The following is a 22,918-nucleotide window of genomic DNA, read 5'->3' as shown; positions in this document are numbered from 1 at the left end:
TGAGCAATATTCGAGATAAAATTGTGCGTGTAAAATACATTGAAGATCCTAATTATCAAAAAATGATATTTTTAAAAATAGATAAAATGTTAATTTATGTTTGAAACAAATTCCATAGGGATTTTACTTTTCTTATTCTTTATAGTACTATTTATTATTAGTTTTATTTATCAAATTAGTGGGGAAATCTTCAATCGATTCGTCACTAATGAGGATAATGATTATAAGACCAATCTTTCACAGAAAATTATTTTTTTAGTGTTGATAGCTATTATCTTTTTAACTTGTTCTATAATAGCAGTGCCATTATTTACTAGACCTGGATTTATGGCTTTTTTTGATCCCAAGGAAACTGGCTATATAGGTGATACAATAGGAGGAATAACAAATCCATTTATTAATTCAGCAGCTGTAATTGTTACTGGATTAGCTTTTTATATGCAGTATAAAGCTAATAAATTGCAAGTTTCGATTTTTAAAAAACAACTTGACGAAGCAAGAGACCAATTCGATAAAAGTTTGAAAGAGGACAGACTAAAAGATATAAGAAATGAAAAGTTAGATTCTTATCACAAGTTAGAGTTACTCTCTGTCAATCTAAATTCTATTTTAGAAGATCTTAATGAAAAAGGTGAAAAAATCTTTAAATATGGACAAGATCTGCATAACGAACCATTTAAGTCTCATATCCTCAGAAGAACACCTTCACGAGATTATTTAAGAATTTTAGAAATTGATAGGCTGGCTGTTTATAAAGGTTTTCGTTTTTTTAACGTTAATGATCAAAGCAAAAATTTTAGCAGACTTTATAATATTTTGGATTTTTTACCTGAATTTTTTCAAGATTTCTATTCTAAAGTTCAAAACTATATCAAAGAGTCTTTTGAAGAAAAAATGGATATAAGAAATAAGATACTTCAGTTTTTAGATTTTAATGCTAAAATTATAATTGATTATGAAGATAACCAATCCCACCCTGTAGCAATCATAGCTAATGAAGCTATTAGGGTTAATTATGAAATAATAGAATCTAGTTATGATGAATTTGGTAATCCTGTTTCCGAAACTGATTGGCAAGAAATCGATGAGAAATTACTAAAGAATTTTATTGAAGAAGCATTGAATTTACGAGGTAGCATATATTTTGATCCCGCTATAATTCCAATTATTGAATTTGCTAGTAACATAAGAAAAGATATTATTTTGTTAAAACAGAGAGCTAAAGAATTTTCTTCTGAAGTTAACAGTCAATATAATAATCTATTGGTTGATGGTGAACAAGAAAGTGTTGGGAAATTACTAGCAGACTTACAGACTGAAATTAATGATAGGCTTTCAATAGCTAAACGTGAAATAGAGATGTTTTATGACGTTTAATTAAATCATCAACTTTGTATTTGGAACAGGCGTTTGTTATATAGCTGGTGATGGTAAAAAACATTGTGATTGTCTGACAGATTGATGTCATTAATTTAACATTACAAATATGTTAATATAGTTATAGTTTTAATTGAAAAAAAATAAGATAAATACCTCTTTTGTGTTATTTTATTAAATGTATATTTATTGAAACAACAAATACTAATAATTATGGGAAGAATCTTTTATGGTAGCCACTCTAACAAAGATGTAGCTATGAAAATCGCCGACGCTGCGGCAAACGCTTATACCGCTGGAGTATGTTATACTCCTTCTTTTAGAATTCCTAATTCTTGTACATTTAATCAAACAAATCGAATATGGACCTGCCAAGCTCATGCTCACCATCATTGGGGTAGTTGTGATTCCGGAACATTCACTTCATCGCATCAGCAAGCAAATGGAACACCTTGGGGACCTATAACAGTTCCCATTCCCATTCCAGATATCTTAGATAAAACTAAAGATAATATTCAAACAGATAAAGAAGAGTATATCGATGCTCTTCCAGAAGAATATTTTCCTGAGATTGATAGTCAATTGTAAATATTTAATAAACTAAAAGAGCCATTTTAAATGGCTCTTTTAGTTTATTAAATATAGTTTTGTTCAATATTTTAGCTATTAATTACATTGAAATATTCATATATTAAAATAATCTCAAAAAGCGATTATTATAGTAAATATTGCTGATCCTAAATATTACGTAAAAAAGAAATTAATTTTTCTGAAGAAATAACTTCGAATGCCAAGGATTGCCAAGAAGTTTAAAAAACTCAAAAACCTAATCTGCTGAATTTTTTCAACTATATCTTATCCCAGACCTACATAGAGTATTAAATAGAGATAAATATTAATAGTACTTTTAAATAGAGAATAAATAGATACTTTAAAAACAACGTAAGACCTAGTGGCATTATCACGAAACAAGATTCCCCCAAATAAAATTGGATTGAATAATACAGGGTTCACTTGCCTAATAACTTCGGATCTTTATATCATAATGTGTGTCTGTAAAATCTCCATACATAAAGTAGACCTATGGCAATTAAAACATAAGCAATCAATTTTCCTAAACGTTCAAAATATCTAAGCATTGTAGCTTTTTCATAACTAGAAAATTCTTCAATTCCACCAATCCCTCGACGATTAAATTTTCGACGATTTATCCAATAACGTAAAGCAAATCCTAGTAGTAAAAAGACCATCGCAATAACCAATAAATACATAGAGTAGAAATTTAGAATTATTTACTAATCTTAAATATATATAAATGTATTTGATTAATAGTCAAATTGAAAATTAGTTTTTACGAACGTTAATAAATTATTGATTTTGGTAATAGTTTTATAACTTAAAAAAGCCTTAATTGTTGTTCAGTTTAGGGGGAAAGTTCAATGTTCTAAAGGATTTTTAGCAGTAAGGTGATAAAGTTTTGAGATTCTAAGAAAAAGATGTAGATGCTTTATTGTGGCAAAACTATCTATTTTTTTTAATATAAGTTATAGTTTTCGATTCATCACATTCGTGCTGGAAAGATAACTCAATAATGACGTAACTATATTTGGCAAAAGGTGGTTTTTGATTTATTAGAAGAATTTAGGATAAACAAGAAGGAATTATACTAATTTTATACAAAATAAACATTAATCAATAATACAATAATACTTAATAATAATTGCATTTAATCTGGTATATTAATACCTTTCGAGTTTTCAAATTCTTTAAAGAAATTTTCTAAGGAATACCGTTCATGTCGTAGTATATTATAGATTGTAGACATGGGTACATCATAACCTTCAGGTAACTTCAGTTTTGAAATTGTAGAAGATGTAATTCCACATAGTTTAGCATATTTGTTTTGTGAAACAATATTACCATCTTGATCATAGTATTCACGAAGAAACTTACCTTCAATAAAATTGCATAAATATTTATTTACTAACGCATTTTTTCTATTCAAAACATCTTTATTTTGCATATTCACAATAATCATTATTCAAAACAAGAGATTTAATCGAAATTTACTGTTCGCTATAGCGAATGATATTCTTTTTTTCTTTATATTTGTAAAATAGGTTACAATAAATGTAACTTTGCGATACTTCAACGAATATTAGAAGCTATTGCTTAGAATCTCACTATTGAAAACTGGTAATTTTTAAACATACGAGACGATAAGCAGGAAGCTCACGACCTAGGCGTGGGCTCTCTTATCTGTATGTAAGGTATACCAGTACCTCAATAGTAGATATGTAGAGTCCCATGCCGTTTTTTATTGATGCAGTTCTGCTTTTCTACAATTATCTTTTTATTCTAAGCCCGCTTTACAAAATAGAGGTATACTGATACTTTACAATGGGGTGTACAATCCATTGCGGCTTTAGGGCTTTCACGGGAACACAAATTTTATTCATATTCATATTAATTAGTTTTTTTTGATGGATTGGGACAGTAGGTTTTGCTGTTACCTCAGTTGGGCTTTTGTTCCTGGTCCATTTTTAAGATGATTAGGTGCTGTATGGAAGGAGTGTGAAGAGAGGAAAGGAATATTGGGTAATTATTAATTAATAGAATAGATAAGAAACAATAGTAATGTAGGGTATAATAACCATAGAAATAGAGAAGATAAAAAGAAAAGCCCTTTCCCTGTAAGTTGACCGCTTGGTAGGAAAGAGCATTGTCTAATAAATTAAACTTATTCAAAAGTATGAAAAAAAACTTTTGCAGCCTGGGTCATGTTCAAATGGCTTTTGGGTTAGCATTGCTGGTGTCTTGCACCGCAATAGGACAGGTACGTGAGATTTCAGGTACCGTCACAGGGAAATCAGGTGCTTTAAGCGGGGTTTCGGTATCTCAGGAAGGAAAGGATCAGGTAGTATTAACGGGAAGTTCAGGAGCTTATCAGATACAGGTTTCGGGGAAGAGTGCGGTACTGGTGTACAGGTACGCTGGGTATATGGTGAAGAGAGTGAAGGTGGGAGATAGGGGTAAGGAAGATGGAGAAGAAGGTAGCGGGAGAAATGGAAATAATGAAGTGGAAAGGAGCGTGATCAATGTTTCGCTTGAAATGGATTCTGAGACTGATGGTAAAGGGGCTGATTTGGGTACGGATAAGGCTGTAGTGACGGGGATTGGAGAGATTGTGCTGAATGCGGGGTATTATAAAGTTCGGGATAAAGAACGGACGGGGAGTATTGCGAAGGTGTCTGCGAAAGAGATTGGGAATCAGCCGGTAGGAAATGTACTGGGAGCAGTGCAGGGGAGAATGGCTGGGGTAAGCATTACCCAGGGTGGAGGAATGCCGGGAGGTGGTTTTGATATTCAGATCCGGGGAAGGAACAGCCTGAGGACCTCTTCCAATAGTGAGATTGATGGGAATCAGCCTTTATATGTGATTGATGGGGTGCCTGTAGGAGGGGATATGAAGTCTGAGTTTTCGACACTCGTTATTCCTTTGCGGAGTATTAATCCGTTAAATGCCATCAATCCTAATGATATTGAAAGTATTGAAATCTTAAAGGATGCGGATGCTACGGCTATATACGGTTCAAGGGGAGCGAATGGGGTAGTACTGGTGACGACGAAAAGTGGAAAGTCAGGGAAAACTGAATTGAGCCTTACTACCAATTATGGGATAAGTAAGGCGATGATGAGACTTACCATGATGAATACAGGGCAGTATCTGGGAATGCGGAAACAGGCCTATGCTAATGACGGAATCTCTGCTTATCCTGCAAATGCGTATGATATTAATGGGAAATGGTCATCGGACCGATATACGAACTGGCCTGAGAAGCTGATTGGAAATTGGGCAGCTTCTTCATCCACTCAGCTGTCATTGAAAGGGGGAAGTGAGACGACCAGTTTTCTGATCAGCCTGGGAAGGAATGAACAGGCTACGGTGTTTGAAAAGGATTTTAAATATGTGAGCCATACCCTGTCAGGGAATCTGTCACACCGTTCTAAGGACAGGAAATTTCAGATGACGCTTGCCAATCAGTTTTCTTTTCAGAAAAATAATGTGGTGAATGAAGATATTACCCAGAAATCACTACTGCTGGCACCGAATGCTCCGGAGCTTTATAAACCGGATGGCAGCCTGAATTGGGAGAATAATACTTTTACCAATCCGGTAGCGGTGTACAACAGTTCTTATCAGAATAAGACCATACAGTTCCTGAGCAGTGTTAATGCGCAGTTTGAACTGCTTCCGCATACGGTGGTTAAGCTGAATGGGGGGATAAACTATGCTGCTTTTGAAGAATGGTCACTTCGCCCGAATACCATTTATAACCCTTCCTTTGTGACAGGACAGTCAAGCTTTTATTCAAGTTCTTCAAAAAGCAATAATAACCGCTTTTCCTATATCGCAGAACCACAGTTAGAGTGGAGCTTGAAAAGGGGAGGACATGAGCTGACCGTATTGTTGGGAGCGAGTGTACAGGTAGAGGAAAATAGCAGGGAATCGATGCGGGGAAGTGGTTTTGCAAGCAATGCCTTATTACAGAATATCGGAGCAGCACAGACCAAGACCATTGCTGATCAGGTGACCACACAGTACAGGTATGCAGCGGTATTCGGAAGAGTAAACTATCAATATAAAAACAGGTATATACTTAATATTACTGGAAGACGTGACGGGAGCAGTCGCTTTGGGGAAAACCGGAAGGTGGCATCCTTTGGAGCGTTGGGCGGAGCATGGCTGTTTTCTGAGGAAGCTTTTTTTAAAGATAGTTCATGGCTGAGCTTTGGGAAACTGAGGGGAAGCTATGGGATTACAGGAAGTGATAATATCGGAGATTATCAGTATCTGGATAATTTTACAGTGTCTGATTATATCTATAATTCAGTCACAGGACTGGTTCCTTCACGCCTGTATAATCCTGATTTCAGCTGGGAGAAGACAAGGAAGCTTGAAACGGCATTGGAGCTTGGATTCTTGAAGAACCGCCTGAATATGTCAGTTTCATGGTATCGTAATACGAGTTCTAATCAGCTGGTGGGTTATCAGCTTCCTGCAATTACCGGCTTTACTTCTGTACTGGCTAACATGAACGCCGTAGTGGAAAATAGAGGTTGGGAGCTGGAGCTGAATGCAAGGCCCATTTCCGGGGAGCTCTTAAAATGGTCATCCGGATTTAATATAAGCATTCCCAAAAATAAACTGCTCTCATTTCCTGGGCTTGAAGGATCACCCTATGAAAATATATTTATTGTAGGACAGCCCGTATCCATAGTGAAGCTTTATCAGCTGGAGGGAATTGATCCTGCGACAGGGTTGTACCGATTTAAGGATTTTAATGGGGATGGTAAGATAACAGCGCCTGAGGATAATAAGGTAGTGGAAAATATCGGAGTCCGCTATTTTGGTGGCTGGAGCAATACCCTGCAATACAGGAACTGGGATTTTTCTTTTCTGTTTCAGTTTGTAAAACAGAGAAATCTTAATTATAACAGCATAATGCCTTTGCCGGGAGGAATGTTTAACCAGCCGGTAGAGGTATTGGATGTATGGTCACCTCAGAATCCTTCCGGGGCTTACATGCCTTACAGCACCGGGACGGTAGGAGATCAGAATAGGGCACAGAACAATTTCAGAAGCAGTACGGCAAGTGTTTCAGATGCTTCATTTATAAGGCTTAAAAATGTTCAGCTGACTTATACCTTGCCGTTGAAAAGTAGGGTGCTGAAAACGGTAAAAATATACTTTCAGGGACAGAATCTTCTGACATGGACAAAGTATTTTGGGATGGATCCTGAATTTACGGTAGGCGGATTTTTACCACCCATGAAAACCTATTCTTTCGGTACACAGATTAACTTTTAAATCTAAAATCATGAAATCATCAATCATTCTTTATATAAAAAATATAGCAGTTATATGTACTGCAATAGGCATAACAGGAAGCTGTGAAAATATGTTGGAGGCAGATCCGCCTTCTAATCAGCTGGATGCAGGGCAGATATTTGAAAATGTACAGACAGCCGATGCTGCTTTAGCCGGGCTGTATGCCAATATCTGGGATAATTCTCCGTTGTCAGGAGGACCGCAGGGAAGTGGGGCTCTGTTGGGGAGCTATACCGATGATCTGGTCTGCTATTATGCTTCGGGAGAAAGCAGTGGAGCACTGGATCTCTATAATAACTTTCAGATTTCATCGAACTCTACGGTATATATGTACTGGGCATCAGCCTATAAAGAGGTGTATATGAGCAATGCAATTATTGAAGGAACAGAAAACTCAAAATCACTGCCGCAGTCAGAAAAAAATAGGATTAAAGGAGAAGCTCTTTTAGTTCGGTCTATCCTGTTTTTTTATCTTCAACAGGTATTTGGAGATATTCCAATGCCTTTAAATACGGATTATAAAATCAACCAGTCGCTTGGGAAAACGTCTGTTTCTCAGGTGCTCTCTCGATTGGAGGCTGATCTGGAGACAGCATCAGGACTTTTGGCGGATGATTACAGGAATACGGAAAGGATTTTTCCTAACCGTAAGGTGGCACAGTTGATGCTGGCCAAAACTTATATGCTTGAAGAAAAATGGAGTCAGGCAGAGGTTTTATTAAAGACCATTGTTTCAAGCCCTCTGTATCCTTTTGAAAATGATATTACCAAAGTTTTTCAAAAGTCTGGAAAGCACATCTTATGGCAGTTAAAACCTAAAAATAATAATGATCCTACAAGCGAGGTTCAGACCTATTACTTTTCCGGTGCCGCGCCTACACAGTATGCCTTGAATAATGATCTGGTGAGTTCTTTTGCTCAGGAAGATAAAAGAAAGCAGAATTGGATGGCAGCGGTGACGATAGGCGCAAATACCTGGTACAGGGCTGATAAATATAAGAATCGTACAGCAAATCCTACAGAGTATTCTGTGGTATTCAGGATAGAAGAAGTTGATCTTAATCTGGCAGAAACGCTCGTTATGCAGAATAAATTAGCAGAGGCGTTGCCGTATATTAATGCTACACGATTGCGTGCAGGACTGTCAGCATTGACAGATCTTACTTCAAAAGAAACCGCATTGAATGAGATTCTTTCAGAATATCGTAAAGAGTTCTTTTCTGAAATGGGACACCGCTTTATAGATCTTAAAAGACTGGGGAAACTCAATACACTGCCCCCTGTAAAGTCCAACTGGAAGTACTACCATCAGCGTTGGCCTTTACCACAGAAAGAACTCCTGCTGAATACCAACCTTAAACCTCAGAATAATGGTTACTAAATGGATCATGAAACTGTTGCTTTTTATTCTGCTATGGTTGATGGTGGGGGAGTTTTCAGGGCAGAAGGTTTCTAAAGATACTATGGATCATTGGCTCTCAGGTTTTTATGGAACAGAAGGTGGGGCGATTTCATCGGATGGACAATGGGTGGTCATGAAGAAAGACTATAAGGACAAAGACAGCTTGTTTATTTTTGATACTCAGGATAAAAAAAATAGTCATAAGATAGCAGAGCAGGCTTCGATGGTCACTTTTCATTTTGGGCATTATGCTATACTTACCGGGGGAAACAAGGTTCTTTGGGTTAATCTTACTACACGTGTGACAAAAGAATATCAACATGTAAAGCAGAGCGGTGTATGGTCTTCAGATGGATATTGTATCCTAAACACATTGGGAGAATTACAGGTGATGGATAAAGAAGGAAAGGTCTTGGCCCGGGAAAGTGATATAGTCTATTACCTGACCGATGGGAAAGGGAATCTTTTTGCACAGAGAAAAACGGATTCCGGATATGATATTCTTAAATTGGAAGGAAAGGAATCTAAAAAGTTGATTTCTCTGTCTGAAATAGAACGAATGGAGTTAACGGATTCTGGTCATTATCTGGTCATTCATAAACAGTCCAGGAGGAAAGGATTTCGTAATATTATGGTGATGAATGTCCTCTCAGGGAAATGGTTTTATCCTTTAGGAGAACAGGATATAAGAGCAGATTTTATTAGGTTTCAGGAAGTTGGAATGGAATTATCCTGTCTTATTGAAGCGGTGAATTTGGTTCCATATCCAGAAAAAGAGGTTCAGATATGGTATGGAAGTGATAGGGATCTTGAAAGCAGGGAACGGGGGAGAAAGAAGTCCCGAAAGTATTGGATATGGAACCCAGGGAGAGATAAAGCAGTGTCCTTGCCTGTTGATGAAGAGGAAACGATAAGCTCAATAGGAAGTGATCGGTATTTTGTGGTGTTTAAAAGTGATGAAGTGCAGGATTATATTCATCATATTCCTGATCTGAATATCAGTTTGTATACTGTGCAGACAGGGGAGCGAAAGAAGATAGGAGAAGTAAAACCTTTGCTGGTCAGCTCAGAAGATGGCAGGCATTTGTTAATGATGGATTCTAAGGGATTGTGGCAGCTCTTGAATGTGGAAACTTTTGAAAAACGAAGCATTGAAGGTCAGGGATTAAAGAAACCTTATTTTAGTAAGGATGCAAAAACAATTTATTTTGAAAGTGATAACGGACTTTGGATATACTCTGTAGGAAATGGAAGGTTATATGCAAATACTGTGGAAAGGGGAAAAAAAATAGAAATTCTGGGCGGTAGCCAGTACCCATTATCTACCGGTTTTAATTTCTATCAGAATTTTATTGAGGATAGCGGTGTACTGCTAAAAGTGAGTAATCAGGAAAAAGGAGAGGTGTCCTACCATAGGCTTAAAAATAAGAAGAATACGATGCTGTATTCTTCCAGTGAAAATCTAAAATCAGTCTCTTTCAGTAGTGATGATCAAAAAATGACCATCTTAGAAGAGAACTTTAACAGTCCACCTAAGCTTTGGTTGATAGATCCTCAAAGGAAACAGAAGAAGCTTATGTTTGATGCTGCCGTATCAGATCCGAATGCGAAATTGTTAAAACAGCAGATTGTTTCCTATTCAAGCTCTTCCGGGTTACCCTTAAAAGGGATTTTATATTATCCGATGGATTATGATCCTTCAAGTCAATACCCCCTTATTGTGCATATTTACCAAAAGCAGTCCGATAAGGCTTCAACATATCTTCTGCCAAGGTATGATGAAGTGGGTTTTAATATCCGTATCTTATTGGAAAGGGGGTATTTTGTATATCTTCCAGATTGTGTAACTGAAAAGGGATCTCCCGGATGGTCAGGGCTGGACTGTGTGAACCGCTCTTTGGATGCTTTAGCAGAATATGATTTGAAAATAGATAAAATGGGATTGATCGGACACTCTTTTGGCAGCTATCTGACTAATTTTATAGCCACGCATTCCAATCGGTTCGCAGCCTATATTTCCGGATCGGGAGTAAGTGATCTCGTAAGTTCTTACTTCTCCTATAACAGCAACTATTCAAGTCCCCATTACTGGCAGTTAGAAACAGGGCAATATGAAATAGGACGTTCTTTTTTTCAGGATAAAGAGCTATATCTTGAAAACAGTCCTGTTTTGAATGCGGATAGGTTGAGTGCTCCCGTCTTGTTATGGACCGGATTGAAGGATAGAAATGTAGTTCCTGAACAGACGATGGAGTTTTATATGGCACTGCGTAGAAGCAGTAAACAGGTGGTCGCTTTATTATATCCTGATCATGGGCATGATCTGGGAATAGGAACTCAAGAAGCCCTGGATTTAAACAGGAGAATACTAGAATGGTGGGACTATTTTCTGAAAGGAAAATCGGAGAGTAGGTGGATACGTAAAGAAATGAAAAAGGATGCTGATTAGCATCCTCTTTTTTATTGTTATGGTTTAAATGGTAAAAAGCTAGTTATTGTATCAGTAATTTATATTTTAATTGAGCATCATGGTCTTCAGGTTCTTTTTCAATATATATCTTAAGATATTCAATCGCTTGTTTTTTTTGACCAGACAATCTATAGGCTTCACTTATGTAATAATAGCCATAAGTTGAGTCTGGAAAAAGGCGATTATTTAGCTTAAATAAATCTATTGCCTGATTAGTTTTTTTTTCGAACAATAGCTTGCAGCCATATCTTTCAATAAGATTTTCTCTTAATGAATATATCTTTGAATTTTGTTCTATTTGCTTAATACCGGCTTCATAACCTTTGTTGCAAACTGTCTTAATTATATTTTTAGTGTAAAAGAAATTGTCAATTGATGGTGTTGAACCCACTAATTGCTTTTTAATTAGATTACTTACTTCCCAATAATTTTCGACTTCTCCATTTGTTAGAATAACAACAGTGTAGTCCAAATCCGGATAGATCATAAGTTCACAGGCAATACCATCGTGCCCACCGGTATGTCCAATAATTCGGTGTCCGTTGATGATGTTTTCTTCGAATCCATAACCATACTTTCCTTCTCTATACTTCACTTTACCGGACGTGCAAAGGGTTGTGCTCTCTTTGGTCAGCAAATTATTGTTTTGTAAAGCATTGGCGAAGTTCAACAGATCTTCGGCTGTTGAATAGCCTCCTCCAGCAGGAGTTCCTTTGGCCATATTTGAGAAAATATTATTCTTCCATTGCCCTGGTTCTTCCAGTGACATTGTGTAGCCAATAGCCAGATTTGAAATGGCATGATCCAATTCGTAAGCATCAGTATTAATCATTTTTGCAGGTTGATATACATGTTCTTTTACGAAATCAAAATAATTTTGTCCCGACACCTTCTCAATAATTAACCCTAAAACCATATACCCAGAATTGCTGTATAGGAAGTCACTACCAGGAGCAAATGCCAGTTTTTTATCAGCAAACAATGGAAGGTAAGCCGCAACGGTTTTGAAGTTAACTTTTGCAACCTTATCGTATTCCTCCCAAAAACTGGACATTCCTGATGTGTGTGTTAATAATTGATGGATGGTCACAGACTCGGCAACCGTTTTATTAGGATAATCCAAAAGATATTGGCCCACTTTATCTTGAAGAGAGATTTTGCCGGATTCTACCAATTGCATAATAGCGATTGCTGTGAACATCTTATTGATAGAGGCTAAGTTGAACTTTGTGTCAGGTTTATTTTTAACACGCTCCGGTAAATTAGCAAAACCAAATGCTTCTTTATATATCGGTCTTCCATTTTTTGCAATGAGAACAACTCCGCTTAAGTTATTTTCTTTTTCAAGAATTTTTAAGTGAGACTTTATAGGATTAACGATGCTTTCTAAATTTTGTGATTGAACGACAATAGGTTGTAAAAAAGCAATTATGAAGAGAGATGTAGTAAAATATAGGTGACGGATTATCATAGTGTATTTACGATTAAGAGACAAATGTAATTTAATCATAAAGAGGAAAATTGTACAAATGTAAACCATCTATAAAAATAGCCAGTGAATTTGATTTTTTTCCAGCGTAGATGTTTTTTTAAAAAAAGCCTTTGGAGAGAGTCCTGTTACAGATCTGAACTCTCTTGTCATATGAGACTGGTCAAAGTAATTAACACTATATGAAATATCCGTTAAGCTGTTTTTTGAATTATCTGATGCATAGATTTTAACTGCATTTCTAAATCTTAGTATCCTTTTAAATTGGGATGGTGTTTTGCAGATATGCCTGTCAAAGTGTTTGTTCAATGTAGTGCGTGAAATGGCATGTTTTTGACATAGTTTAGTAATGGTTAGATCGTCATTTTTATTATCCATCATTTCAGAGAGAACAGTTTCAAGGAAATGATGCTGAAAACCCCTTAATTTGGATAGCCAATAACTTTCAACAGCTTTAATTTTCTCGGGATCATTTTGCAAAGAAAGAATTTCAATCATCGTTTTTTTATAATCTTTAAAAGGTAAAAATTCAGAGAAATCTGAATGGTTGTAATGGTGTAATTCGTGTTCCAAGAATGAATTAATAGCTAACGGTTTAAAGTAGATCGTAATTTCGTTTATCTTCCCTTCGTATTGGATATACACTGGCTTATTGAAGTTAGACACTATATTTGTTTCAATCTCATTGTCATCGCATTGCTGGATTATTAATTTATTTCCTTTATTAATCGATTTCGATTTTTCACTAACAGCTACAATGGTAAAAATAGAAGGGAAGGTGATATAATTGATGGGCTTTTCGTCAGATGTACGTGTAAGTATATAAATACTCTCTATATATATTTTAAGTAAAGGATTTGAAGGGGAGTAAACTTTTATTTCCATGAGGTGTGGTAGGAATTTTGGACCTGACTAAATTGGTTGTTTATTTATTGAATAAAATTAGATTCACTTGCCGTTAAGGAGCCTTTTAATTTATTATGTGTTAACAACAAAGCTATAGAAATTGCTTGATAGATGGTTTTGATTATAAAAATTTAAGGAACTAAAGAGCTTGGTGTAATCCCGAATTGCTTTTTGAAAGCAAATGAAAAATGGGATAGGTTTTCAAATCCTACTTCGTAGCAAACATCCAATGGCCTTTTTTTCTTTTCTGTAATCTGATAATAGGCAAGTTCCAAACGTTTATGAGTCAACCACCTTTGTGGAGTCATGGTGAAAGCCTTCTTGAAATCCCGCTTAAAAGTGGTAAGGCTTCTGCCTGTGAGGTAACCAAACTTTTCCAGCGGGAGATTGAACATAAAATTCTTTTCCATATAGTCGACAAGATTGATTTTTCCGGGCTCTTCAAAATTAGCAAGCACATGATCGATTTTCTGGTTCAGGGATCTAAGAATACTGATGGCTTCGGTAATTTTAATGGAAGCAATATCCACGGGGATGTCCTTCATGTCAAAATAGGGAATAAGCGATGCCAGGCAACTTTCCAGCAGAGGGTGATTATTGAAACAAAAAATCTTTGGTGAATTTTTGGGTTGAGGGTTTATATTCTTGTCTGCATAAAAATTCTTTAATGTTTCCAGTGATAAATGCATGACCACTGTTTTGTGGGGTTCACCGTCTTTAGGATAATTAATAATAGTAGCCAGCTGATTTCTGGGAATCAGAAAAATATCCCCCTTTCCAAATATATAGGTAGCATCTGCCTGTACAATCTTGGTTTCTCCTGAAAGAAACCAGACCAGCATATGCTCATCAAACATAATGTCCGATTTGAAAAACTTGTCTTCGTAGCTTGAAAGCTTTATATCTTCGGTAATGTATCGGGCTTGGTATTCCATGATTTTTGCTTTTTTAAGAAGGACATCAATAACGTAAAGATAAGAAATAGCATCATTTACTTTGTTTAAAAGTTCATAGGTAATGGAAGAGAAGCAAAATGGCTATCCTGCCTCTCTTTTATGATTGTTATTAATTCTAAATAGATTGTCCGCCATCCACCAGAAAATTGGCTCCGGTCAGAAAACCTGCATTTTCACTTGTTAAATAATGGATCATATTAGCCACTTCTTCTGCTTTTCCCATCCTTCCCAGCGGAATGCTTTGTATCAGATGATTTTCCAATTCTTCATTTAAACCGATTTTATCCATGATTTCTGTCGCTATCGGGCCTGGACTTACAGCGTTAATACGTATTTTTCTCGAAGCCAGTTCAAGTGCCGCTATTTTTACAACTGCATTGATGGCAGCTTTACTGGCGGCATATATAGAAGCATTTTGTGGCGAAATGGTTGCAGAAGTAGAAGAAAGCATAATGACAGAAGCACCATCATTAAGTAACGGAATAAAGCGACTCAATGTAAAAAAAGCTCCTTTGAAATTCACATTCATGATTTCATCAAATAAACTTTCCGTTGTCTGTTCAATGGTGGAAAATTTTGTAATGCCAGCGTTGATAAGCAAGATATCAACCTTTCTAAATTGTTGCTTTACTTGACTGACCAGGTTTTCTATATCATTTAATTTCGACTGGTCAGCAATCATTGCTGTTGCATTCAATTCATCAGCAGCTTTCTCAATAGCTTCTTTCCGTCTTCCGGTGATGATAATGTGGGCACTGTTTTCTTTTAGTTTTTTGGCTGTGGCATAGCCAATACCGCTGTTGCCACCGGTAATAACGGCTATTTTACCTTTTAAATTTTTCATTTTTTTGCTTTTTAGGACTGAGTTAGATAAAACATTCGGAGAATAATCAGTATTTACGGATTGAAGCGGATACCCGTCATCTCTTCAGTCAGCTTCCATAGTTTCTTGGCATTGTTTTCATCCAGTGAATAAGGATGTACTCCTTTCTGGTCGGTACTATCTGATGAGACTACTGCGATGTCCCCATCCTCACAATAGACCCCACCAATATCCTCAAGTAAAGGACTGGTAGCGCACCAAACTGTTGTAGCAGCTCCTTGTGGGATAGTTTTTAACGATGCCGCTACTTCAGGTAACATATTGCCATCAGCATCCACGAAACCCATTTTTTGAAATAGTTCCAGTGGAGCTTCCCTGCCTAATTCTGTTCCGCCAATAGAACCGGGATGAACCGCATAGCTTCTGATATGGGAAGATTGTCCCCGCACATCCAGTTCCATCGAAAAAAGATTGACGGCTGTCTTGGATTGTCCATAACCCAATAAAGTTTCATATTCTCTATGCAGGAAATTAGGATCATCAAAATTAAAAGACGCAAAACGATGACCATGGGAAGAAACATTAATAACCCGTGCTCCATTGGCTTTTTTAAGTGCTGGCCATAATCCGGAGGTAAGCTGAAACACAGCTAAATAATTGGTCGCCAGCTGCGATTCTATACCCCGTGCATCTCTGCGGAGGGGTACCCACATAATCCCTGCATTGTTGATCAATAAATGCAAAGGTCTTCCTGACGCTACAAAATTTTCTGCAAAAGCATCAATAGAGGTGGGTGACATCAAATCCATTGCGGCAATTTCCACATTGGCAATTCCTTCCAGATTTTTCTTTGCCTTTTCAATATCACGTGCAGGTACGATTACTGTAGCTCCTGCTGCGGCGAGAACCTTTGTAGTTTCCAGTCCAATTCCTGTATTGCCACCTGTGACAATAGCTACTTTTCCGGTAAGATCGATGTTTTGAATGACATCATGAGTTGTTGATTTTGCATTGAAGCCTGAACCGATTGGTTGTTGTTGAGCTCCCTGATAATTATTCTTTTCCATTTTGAATACGTTTAATTATTATTACTGAGACAAAATTAGAGAAGCTTAAACTGCTCCGCTTTGTTCAAAAGGCCTAATTAACTTTGTTCAAAAGGGCAGGTGGTTTTATAATAATTATTGAAAATGTCTAAAAATCGAACAGTTTAAAACTGAACATGCATCTTTAGATTTAAATCATAACATGAACAAAACAGTTCCTGAATACCAGCAGTTCATTTTCTTTGTTTTGGTTAGGATAATCCTCATTCCGGCAACGTAAGTAGATCTGTTTAGAAGCAACTTTGCATTCATAGTAATACAATTAAAAAATGGAAAATAGACAGAAAGAAAAAGTTTGGTTCATTACAGGATCTTCAAGAGGATTTGGAAAAATATGGACAGAAGCCGCCTTGAAACGCGGAGACAAAGTGGCTGCTACAGCACGTAATATCAATAGTATTGCAGCCTTAAAAGAAAGGTATGGCGATCGGGTTTTGGTTCTTGAAGTGGATGTCACCAACGACTCACAGGTGCAAAACGCTGTGAGTAAGGCCAATGAATATTTTGGAAGATTAGATGTCGTGTTTAATAATGCAGGATATTCTTTGGTAGGAACCATCGAAGAGGGCAGCATTGATGAGGTAAAAGCCATGTACGAAACCAATATTATAGGACCTGTCCATGTCATTCAGGCAGCATTACCAATACTGCGGGCCCAAGGTTACGGGCATATTTTGGGGACATCCAGCGCCGTTGGCATTTACAGTAACCCTCTGATCGGATATTATTGTTCTTCAAAATTTGCGTTTGAAGCGATTTACGATAGTTTATCTAAAGAAGTTGCAGGATTTGGCATCAAAGTAACGCTGATTGAACCGGGGGCCTATAATACTGAATTTGGAAGTGCCGAATCGTTAAAAATAGCCAGAAAAAGACTAGCGGATTATGATGATTTGAAAAGCAGCCTGATGGAAAATTTACAAAAACTGGAACGGGGAAATCCAATTACCACTCCCGATGCCATATTTGCTGTAGTCGATACAGAAAATCCGCCCTTGAGATTACTTCTGGGTAAAAATGATTGGCCACATATCCAACAAATCTATGCTGAACGCCTTCAGGAATGGGAAACCTGGAAAACTGTTTCAGAAGCAGCCCAAGGTTAATTCATCTATGATGTTTTTACATGCTTTTATTCGCTTTTCTTTTTAGTGAGGAAAAGCGAATATTGCTTAACTTGTAATCTAGAATTTTTATCACATGGCTTCAAAAAAATCGCATCATCCCGTAAAAAGATTTAATACGCTGGCTGACGTAATGGAGGCCTCTGGTTTTCCGCCCCCAAAGCACCCTTTAATTGTTTTGTTAAATGGTGTAGACAAACCACTGAAAGGTCGTGCCCCTAATAAATCGCACGTACTGAATTATTATAAAATAGCCTTTAAACCTAATGCCGGAGGAGAGTTAATGTATGGCCAGACTAAATTTGACTTTAAAGAGGGAGGTTTGTTTTTTGTAGCTCCACAACAAATTCTATCCTCAATAGAAGAGCATGATAAAGAGGAAACTGCGGAACAAAAAATACTGAGTCCGCAGATCACATTACTTATAGATCCTGATTTTTTACTGCAATACCCATTGGCACAAAAGATCCATCAGTATCACTTTTTCTCTTATGCTGCTAATGAAGCGCTGCATCTTTCGGTCAAAGAAAAAGAAACCATTCTGTCATTATTCAGAAATATAGAAGAAGAGCTTAAAAACCGTATAGACGATATGACCCATAATGTGATCATATCTCAGATTGAACTGTTATTGAACTATGCGCAACGTTTTTATAACAGGCAATTTCTTACCAGAAAACAAAACTATCCCAGCCTTACCGATCGTATCGATCAGTTGCTGGAGGATTATTTTAACAGTGATAAGGTCCTGAATTCCGGAGTTCCAACTGTTCATTATTTAGCCGATCAGCTGCATATGACAGCAAGTTATTTAAGTGATCTGTTACGAAACCTTACAGGGCAAAACACTCAGCAGATTATTCATGATAAAATGATTTACCGGGCTAAAAATAAGTTATCTACCACAACGCTCAGTATTTCCGAAATCGCGTTTGAATTAGGTTTTGAACAGCCTCAATCCTTTAGCAGATTATTTAAATTAAAAACAAATCAAAGTCCACAGCAATATAGAGCTCAATTCAACTAACTTTTACAGTTATTTAAACACTGATAATCTAACCGTAACTGTTCTATCGTTATATGGATAAGTAAGGAAATTAAAAAGGATGCTGATTAGCATCCTTTTTAATTGTTATGGTTTAAATAAAACACTGCCACACTCGGTAGGGCTTATCGGCGCACTATGAAGTGGCGTCATACCATCAGCTGACCATCTGCAGACAACGTTTTGAACGGTGCTGCATTCCTGGCCAACTTGAATACATAATCCGGATTCAGGATCCATTCTGTACGTTGGAATAACCGTACTTCTGTTCGTGTTTGCTGCTTTAGTTGCAAAGGCAGCGCCTGTGCCCAGTAATACTAAGGCAGCAGGGATCATTAACTTTTTCATAATATAAAGAATTTAGTGATGCCTACTCTGATGTAAGGTTTTCGGCTTCCCCTTGTATTGATTTTCGGAATTGATACCGTAAAAGCTGTTTTCCTGATAAGATATAAAGTCCATGGCCTGTAACCATAATATCGTCAACCTTCTGCTGTGGCAGATAGAAGCTTCCTACATATTCATTACGGTCTGTTCTGTAGATGTCGACCACTTTTCTTCCTTTACGGATTCTGGCAGGCTCAAATTTTCCAGGCTGTCCGGAAACATTATAGACATAATTTCCATAAAGAGCACTGATGATATTAACTCTTAGCGGTGGTGCATTCATGATGTGGGTACCGTCTGAAAGCTTGGTAATAGTAAGCTTGGCTGTAGAGGTAGGATCTATGGTGATCTGTTTCTTTACCTCTGGCAGTTCATTTCCCATAAGGATAAGCTGGTTTCTGTAGAAATAGGTATAAAGAAATTTCCCACTGTATTTCTGATTTTCCGTAAGCTTGCCGTCACAGTCGAAAATACCGTCTATTTGTTTTTCCAGGACAGAAGAAAATAATTTGATAGCATTCTTCTGACTGAGACTAAGCTGTGCTATGGCATACTGATGAGTTTTGCTGTCCTGCGTTCTAAGCATGAAATCTAAAGAATCAATGACTGCCAGCTGGGAAAAGAAAGCATCATCTTTACTGATGGTCCTGGCGTAGGGCTCATTTAATTTACCCCTATAAATAATAGGAACAGTGCCATCATACAGATAGTAGTAAGGAGGCTTAACTTTTATCTGCAGACTCTTGAAAGGGTTGTTAATATGATCAGGTACAATGGTAAAGGATGAAGTATGGTTGAGTTTATAGGTAATTTTTGTTAAAACCATTGGTGTACTCCGACTTCCTAAGTATAGTCCTTCATTGTCCCTTCCAGCGAAATAATAATGGGAGTTGTCAAGATTTCTTTTTTCCTTTTCTAATAAATAATTAGGCAGGAACTTTCTGTTAAAATTATTTTCTTTTTTGATAATATACTCAGAACGGAGGAAAAGAATGATAACAATTGAAAGTGATACAATAACGGTGAAACTTGAATAAAGAATAAGTTTTATTTTCTGCGTTTGTCTCTGCTTTTCGATGATGACAATGGCTGTTAATGAAATAAAAATACATACCGAATTAAAGATCAGGTGTTCGGTCCAGTCCATTTTCTCCAAAATTCCTCCGCATGAACATGGAATAAAGTCACTGTAATTCAGAATGAGGTAAATATAGACCGTAAAAGCGGTCATCATACCCAGTGAACAGTAAAGTCCTGTTAAGCGCAGTCTGGGAATGAGTAAAAAGGAAACAATCACAATCTCCAAAATAATAACACTGTAAGAAGTGAGCCCTGCAAACGCACTAAGCAAAGGTGATTGAGAAATCTGCATCTGAAAATTTTCGAAATCAAAAACCTTACTTATGGCCGCATACGTAAACAGAAGTACAAAAAAATAGCAGATGGCTATTGGGGTAAGTTGAGTTAGCTTTTTCATATGAGAGTGTTCAGGATTGATATAATAACATCCATAAAACCTTTACACCACAGTATTCCGGCATTGCCGCTTTTTCAGAAATAGCTATAGTAGTGGTAAAAGTTCCAAGGTTTTTCCATATTCCACTGACAGGACATTTTTGACCTGATTTTACAGGGGATAGTGGTTTTGTATCACTGGTCATCTTCCGTTATTATAGGTTCTCGATGGTCTCCAGTGATCACGGTCTTTTGGTGGATCCGTTTCCTTATTAGTAGCACTGTCTGACCTTAATGATAAAACACTGTTGTTTTGAAGGTCTTCATCCGTTTGGTAGATTTCATCTATAGAAATTATAGAATCGGGCTGACACGACTGTATCAATATTGAGAATATAATTCCCACTGAAATATATATTAAGTTCTTCATGATCTGGGATTTAAAATGTTAATAATCCCGGCCGGTTTTTTAGAATTCTGAGAACGAAGGTATAGTAAGTTTTAACCGGAAAAAAAGGTGTTTTGGTCTGATTTATAAAAAATAAGGTTATGTTTTGTAAATTGAGTCAGGGTAGAGTTATGGTGTTATGTGTCTGCAAATAAAGCTATTATGTGTTGTGTTTCACTGTGTTTAATTCTCTTATTTATGAAATAAAAGAATTGTTATATGATTTTGCTTACTTTTGAATAATATTCACTGAATTATAAAAAATATTAATAAAACTTTTTCCATTTTGAAAAAAGCAATATTTATTTTCGTATGTATTGGTATTTTAATGAATGGTCAGAAGTTTTCAGACTATAGGGCACGCTATGATAATTTAGAAGAAAATGATGCCGGTGCTATGGAGTTTGTAAATCCTTATATTAAAAAGGCAAAAAAGGATAGGAACTATAAGGAACTTTCACAGGCTTACAGAGATGCCGTTTACTTCAGTAATAATAATAAGCTGGTCTACGCAGACAGTATAATAGGGGCTGCTATTCAGTCAGAAGATCATGATTTAATAGGAAATGCTTATTTAACAAAAGGAAGTATTTATTATTTTACTTTACGGAAATATCAGAAAGCCCTGGATGAATATATAAATGCTTGGGATTATCTGAAAAATTCCAAAGATTCCTACTTGCATTATAAGAATCTGTATCATATAGGAATTGTTAAAAGTTACCTGGGATATTATGAAGATGCCTATATGATTTTTTCAAAATGTAAGGTGTACTATAATAAACAGAATACACCGGAAACCCTTCCCAATCTACGGCATAACAGAAAACGGGGATATTTGAACAGTCTCAACCAGATGGGGATATGTCTCATATTTCTATCCCGTTATAAGGAGGCAGAAGCATTGGTCTCTGAAGGCATTAAGGAATCTGCTAATGATAAAAATTTTGATCTGGAACGAAGTTATTTTTATAAACTTAAAGCCATCTTAGGCTATCTTAAAAATAATGATCAAGAAGCACTGGCAGATTTTAACACAGCATTGGGAGCTATTGAAAAAGCAAACGATTTTACAAACGCATCTGTTATTTATTTTTTAAAAGGTAAAATTCTGCTGAGAAATAAAAAAGACATACAGGGCATTGATTTACTTAAAAAAGTGGATTCAATATTCCAGAAAAATAATTTTGTATTACCGGCAACCAGAGAAACATATGAACTGCTTATTGATTATTACAGGCATGAAGCAGATTCTAAAAAAGAGCTTTACTACACCACTCAATTATTAAAATTTGATAAAATATTATCTACAGATTTTAAATATCTCTCCACTAAGATTCATAAAGAATATGATACAAAAGATCTGGTGGAATCAAAGAATAAGCTAGAAAATACTAACTACTACATTTTTACCATAGCAATAGTTTCAGTCAGCAGTATTTTAGTATTCTTTGTAATAAGCTATTATATAGCAAGGAGGCAGAGAAGAAGAGAACTGGGAGATAATCAGACAACAATTGATGATCCTAATGAATACAGTCCTCCCAAATCTTTAAAGGTACCTGAAAAATTGGTTGAAGATGTTTTAAGTAAGCTGCAGCAGATGGAAGAAAAGAATTTTTATCTTGAAAAGGGACTGACACAAAATCAGCTGGCTAAGAAACTAAAAACCAATACAGCTTATCTATCCGCAATAATTAATGAACATAAAGGCTGCAATTTTAATGCTTATATTAACCGATTGAGGATTATCTATGCAAAAGAAATGCTTACTCATAATCAGCATTGGCGAAAATATGCTATTGATGATATTTCTAAAGAATGCGGCTTCTCAAATAGATCCAACTTTTCTAAATTATTTCTTGAAATGACATCGATGAGCCCCTTGGAGTTTATCCGGAAAATAGAAGTTGATAAAAGCAACGGGTTGAAAATGTAGTATCGAGGATTGATGAAAAAAGGCAGCTCGTTTAATTGTTGTACTTTTTATATAAAAAATATGGAAATACAACTGTTTTTTAAAAAGTGTAAAAAATT

19 protein-coding genes are annotated in these 22,918 nt (G+C 36.3%); 8 read left to right on the top strand and 11 right to left on the bottom strand.

Features of this window, described 5'->3' with window-relative positions; all coding sequences use genetic code 11:
- Positions 1 to 96: 96 nt before the first annotated feature.
- Both AC106K_RS07580 and AC106K_RS07575 read left to right on the top strand, forming a co-directional pair.
- Positions 97 to 1,377 carry a hypothetical protein gene (locus AC106K_RS07580; RefSeq protein WP_482444196.1) on the top strand — a complete coding sequence of 427 codons (1,281 nt, stop codon included), beginning with the start codon at positions 97 to 99 and terminating at the stop codon, positions 1,375 to 1,377.
- A gap of 213 nt (positions 1,378 to 1,590) precedes the next feature.
- Positions 1,591 to 1,965, top strand: a complete 375-nt coding sequence (locus AC106K_RS07575) for a hypothetical protein (protein ID WP_482444195.1) — start codon at positions 1,591 to 1,593, stop codon at positions 1,963 to 1,965.
- A gap of 452 nt (positions 1,966 to 2,417) precedes the next feature.
- Here AC106K_RS07575 and AC106K_RS07570 read toward each other — a convergent pair whose 3' ends face one another.
- Positions 2,418 to 2,648, bottom strand: a complete 231-nt coding sequence (locus AC106K_RS07570; RefSeq protein WP_482444193.1) for a molybdenum ABC transporter permease — start codon at positions 2,646 to 2,648, stop codon at positions 2,418 to 2,420.
- Positions 2,649 to 3,103: 455 nt separating this feature from the next.
- Complete coding sequence (locus AC106K_RS07565) at positions 3,104 to 3,400, bottom strand: hypothetical protein (RefSeq protein ID WP_482444192.1); 297 nt, start codon at positions 3,398 to 3,400, stop codon at positions 3,104 to 3,106.
- 729 nt (positions 3,401 to 4,129) lie between these two features.
- On the opposite strand from AC106K_RS07565, the gene AC106K_RS07560 reads away from it, so the two are divergent.
- From AC106K_RS07560 to AC106K_RS07550, 3 genes are read left to right on the top strand one after another with little or no spacing between them, the layout of a single operon-like run.
- On the top strand, positions 4,130 to 7,249 hold the full coding sequence (locus tag AC106K_RS07560) for a SusC/RagA family TonB-linked outer membrane protein (RefSeq protein WP_482444191.1): 3,120 nt from the start codon (positions 4,130 to 4,132) through the stop codon (positions 7,247 to 7,249).
- A gap of 10 nt (positions 7,250 to 7,259) precedes the next feature.
- Positions 7,260 to 8,651: a RagB/SusD family nutrient uptake outer membrane protein gene (locus tag AC106K_RS07555; RefSeq protein ID WP_482444189.1), complete on the top strand. Its 1,392-nt coding sequence runs from the start codon at positions 7,260 to 7,262 to the stop codon at positions 8,649 to 8,651.
- On the top strand, positions 8,641 to 11,121 hold the full coding sequence (locus AC106K_RS07550; RefSeq protein WP_482444188.1) for an alpha/beta hydrolase family protein: 2,481 nt from the start codon (positions 8,641 to 8,643) through the stop codon (positions 11,119 to 11,121). The genes AC106K_RS07555 and AC106K_RS07550 overlap by 11 nt, the downstream gene beginning before the upstream one ends.
- Before the next feature lie 43 nt (positions 11,122 to 11,164).
- On the opposite strand, the gene AC106K_RS07545 is transcribed toward AC106K_RS07550, so the two are convergent.
- From AC106K_RS07545 to AC106K_RS07525, 5 genes are all read right to left on the bottom strand, one after another.
- Positions 11,165 to 12,652 carry a serine hydrolase domain-containing protein gene (locus AC106K_RS07545; RefSeq protein ID WP_482444186.1) on the bottom strand — a complete coding sequence of 496 codons (1,488 nt, stop codon included), beginning with the start codon at positions 12,650 to 12,652 and terminating at the stop codon, positions 11,165 to 11,167.
- A gap of 30 nt (positions 12,653 to 12,682) precedes the next feature.
- Positions 12,683 to 13,516 carry a helix-turn-helix domain-containing protein gene (locus tag AC106K_RS07540; protein WP_482444185.1) on the bottom strand — a complete coding sequence of 278 codons (834 nt, stop codon included), beginning with the start codon at positions 13,514 to 13,516 and terminating at the stop codon, positions 12,683 to 12,685.
- A 152-nt stretch (positions 13,517 to 13,668) separates the two neighbouring features.
- Positions 13,669 to 14,472: a helix-turn-helix domain-containing protein gene (locus tag AC106K_RS07535; RefSeq protein ID WP_482444183.1), complete on the bottom strand. Its 804-nt coding sequence runs from the start codon at positions 14,470 to 14,472 to the stop codon at positions 13,669 to 13,671.
- A gap of 136 nt (positions 14,473 to 14,608) precedes the next feature.
- Positions 14,609 to 15,337 carry an SDR family NAD(P)-dependent oxidoreductase gene (locus AC106K_RS07530; protein WP_482444182.1) on the bottom strand — a complete coding sequence of 243 codons (729 nt, stop codon included), beginning with the start codon at positions 15,335 to 15,337 and terminating at the stop codon, positions 14,609 to 14,611.
- 53 nt (positions 15,338 to 15,390) lie between these two features.
- Positions 15,391 to 16,383 (bottom strand): SDR family NAD(P)-dependent oxidoreductase, encoded by a 993-nt coding sequence (locus AC106K_RS07525; protein WP_482444181.1) that lies wholly within the window; start codon positions 16,381 to 16,383, stop codon positions 15,391 to 15,393.
- Positions 16,384 to 16,691: 308 nt separating this feature from the next.
- Between AC106K_RS07525 and AC106K_RS07520 the strand changes: the two genes are divergently transcribed.
- Together AC106K_RS07520 and AC106K_RS07515 are read left to right on the top strand one after the other, a co-directional pair.
- Positions 16,692 to 17,528 (top strand): SDR family NAD(P)-dependent oxidoreductase, encoded by an 837-nt coding sequence (locus AC106K_RS07520; RefSeq protein WP_482444180.1) that lies wholly within the window; start codon positions 16,692 to 16,694, stop codon positions 17,526 to 17,528.
- A gap of 94 nt (positions 17,529 to 17,622) precedes the next feature.
- On the top strand, positions 17,623 to 18,573 hold the full coding sequence (locus AC106K_RS07515; protein ID WP_482444178.1) for a helix-turn-helix domain-containing protein: 951 nt from the start codon (positions 17,623 to 17,625) through the stop codon (positions 18,571 to 18,573).
- Positions 18,574 to 18,678: 105 nt separating this feature from the next.
- On the opposite strand, the gene AC106K_RS07510 is transcribed toward AC106K_RS07515, so the two are convergent.
- From AC106K_RS07510 to AC106K_RS07495, 4 genes are read right to left on the bottom strand one after another with little or no spacing between them, the layout of a single operon-like run.
- Positions 18,679 to 18,927 carry a DUF6520 family protein gene (locus AC106K_RS07510; RefSeq protein ID WP_482444751.1) on the bottom strand — a complete coding sequence of 83 codons (249 nt, stop codon included), beginning with the start codon at positions 18,925 to 18,927 and terminating at the stop codon, positions 18,679 to 18,681.
- A gap of 34 nt (positions 18,928 to 18,961) precedes the next feature.
- Positions 18,962 to 20,455, bottom strand: coding sequence for a MauE/DoxX family redox-associated membrane protein (locus tag AC106K_RS07505; protein ID WP_482444177.1), 1,494 nt, complete (start codon positions 20,453 to 20,455; stop codon positions 18,962 to 18,964).
- 10 nt (positions 20,456 to 20,465) lie between these two features.
- A complete protein-coding gene (locus AC106K_RS07500; protein ID WP_482444175.1) occupies positions 20,466 to 20,639 on the bottom strand; it encodes a hypothetical protein in 174 nt (57 codons plus the stop codon).
- Positions 20,636 to 20,863 carry a hypothetical protein gene (locus tag AC106K_RS07495; RefSeq protein ID WP_482444173.1) on the bottom strand — a complete coding sequence of 76 codons (228 nt, stop codon included), beginning with the start codon at positions 20,861 to 20,863 and terminating at the stop codon, positions 20,636 to 20,638. Before AC106K_RS07495 ends, AC106K_RS07500 begins: the two co-directional genes overlap by 4 nt.
- 304 nt (positions 20,864 to 21,167) lie before the next feature.
- Here AC106K_RS07495 and AC106K_RS07490 point away from each other — a divergent pair, with 304 nt between their 5' ends.
- Positions 21,168 to 22,820 carry a helix-turn-helix domain-containing protein gene (locus tag AC106K_RS07490; protein WP_482444172.1) on the top strand — a complete coding sequence of 551 codons (1,653 nt, stop codon included), beginning with the start codon at positions 21,168 to 21,170 and terminating at the stop codon, positions 22,818 to 22,820.
- The last annotated feature ends 98 nt before the right edge of the window (positions 22,821 to 22,918 follow it).

This window comes from Chryseobacterium sp. FR048 (genome assembly GCF_056844665.1).
This window is presented reverse-complemented; position numbering and strand designations above follow the sequence as displayed.

What these genes read in the sequence shown, in the direction of transcription:
- AC106K_RS07580 (WP_482444196.1), top strand. Translation starts at nt 97, where the DNA reads ATGTTTGAAACAAATTCCATAGGGATTTTACTTTTCTTATTCTTTATA.
- AC106K_RS07575 (WP_482444195.1), top strand. Translation starts at nt 1,591, where the DNA reads ATGGGAAGAATCTTTTATGGTAGCCACTCTAACAAAGATGTAGCTATG.
- AC106K_RS07570 (WP_482444193.1), bottom strand. Translation starts at nt 2,648, where the DNA reads ATGTATTTATTGGTTATTGCGATGGTCTTTTTACTACTAGGATTTGCT.
- AC106K_RS07565 (WP_482444192.1), bottom strand. Translation starts at nt 3,400, where the DNA reads ATGCAAAATAAAGATGTTTTGAATAGAAAAAATGCGTTAGTAAATAAA.
- AC106K_RS07560 (WP_482444191.1), top strand. Translation starts at nt 4,130, where the DNA reads ATGAAAAAAAACTTTTGCAGCCTGGGTCATGTTCAAATGGCTTTTGGG.
- AC106K_RS07555 (WP_482444189.1), top strand. Translation starts at nt 7,260, where the DNA reads ATGAAATCATCAATCATTCTTTATATAAAAAATATAGCAGTTATATGT.
- AC106K_RS07550 (WP_482444188.1), top strand. Translation starts at nt 8,641, where the DNA reads ATGGTTACTAAATGGATCATGAAACTGTTGCTTTTTATTCTGCTATGG.
- AC106K_RS07545 (WP_482444186.1), bottom strand. Translation starts at nt 12,652, where the DNA reads ATGATTAAATTACATTTGTCTCTTAATCGTAAATACACTATGATAATC.
- AC106K_RS07540 (WP_482444185.1), bottom strand. Translation starts at nt 13,516, where the DNA reads ATGGAAATAAAAGTTTACTCCCCTTCAAATCCTTTACTTAAAATATAT.
- AC106K_RS07535 (WP_482444183.1), bottom strand. Translation starts at nt 14,472, where the DNA reads ATGGAATACCAAGCCCGATACATTACCGAAGATATAAAGCTTTCAAGC.
- AC106K_RS07530 (WP_482444182.1), bottom strand. Translation starts at nt 15,337, where the DNA reads ATGAAAAATTTAAAAGGTAAAATAGCCGTTATTACCGGTGGCAACAGC.
- AC106K_RS07525 (WP_482444181.1), bottom strand. Translation starts at nt 16,383, where the DNA reads ATGGAAAAGAATAATTATCAGGGAGCTCAACAACAACCAATCGGTTCA.
- AC106K_RS07520 (WP_482444180.1), top strand. Translation starts at nt 16,692, where the DNA reads ATGGAAAATAGACAGAAAGAAAAAGTTTGGTTCATTACAGGATCTTCA.
- AC106K_RS07515 (WP_482444178.1), top strand. Translation starts at nt 17,623, where the DNA reads ATGGCTTCAAAAAAATCGCATCATCCCGTAAAAAGATTTAATACGCTG.
- AC106K_RS07510 (WP_482444751.1), bottom strand. Translation starts at nt 18,927, where the DNA reads ATGATCCCTGCTGCCTTAGTATTACTGGGCACAGGCGCTGCCTTTGCA.
- AC106K_RS07505 (WP_482444177.1), bottom strand. Translation starts at nt 20,455, where the DNA reads ATGAAAAAGCTAACTCAACTTACCCCAATAGCCATCTGCTATTTTTTT.
- AC106K_RS07500 (WP_482444175.1), bottom strand. Translation starts at nt 20,639, where the DNA reads ATGACCAGTGATACAAAACCACTATCCCCTGTAAAATCAGGTCAAAAA.
- AC106K_RS07495 (WP_482444173.1), bottom strand. Translation starts at nt 20,863, where the DNA reads ATGAAGAACTTAATATATATTTCAGTGGGAATTATATTCTCAATATTG.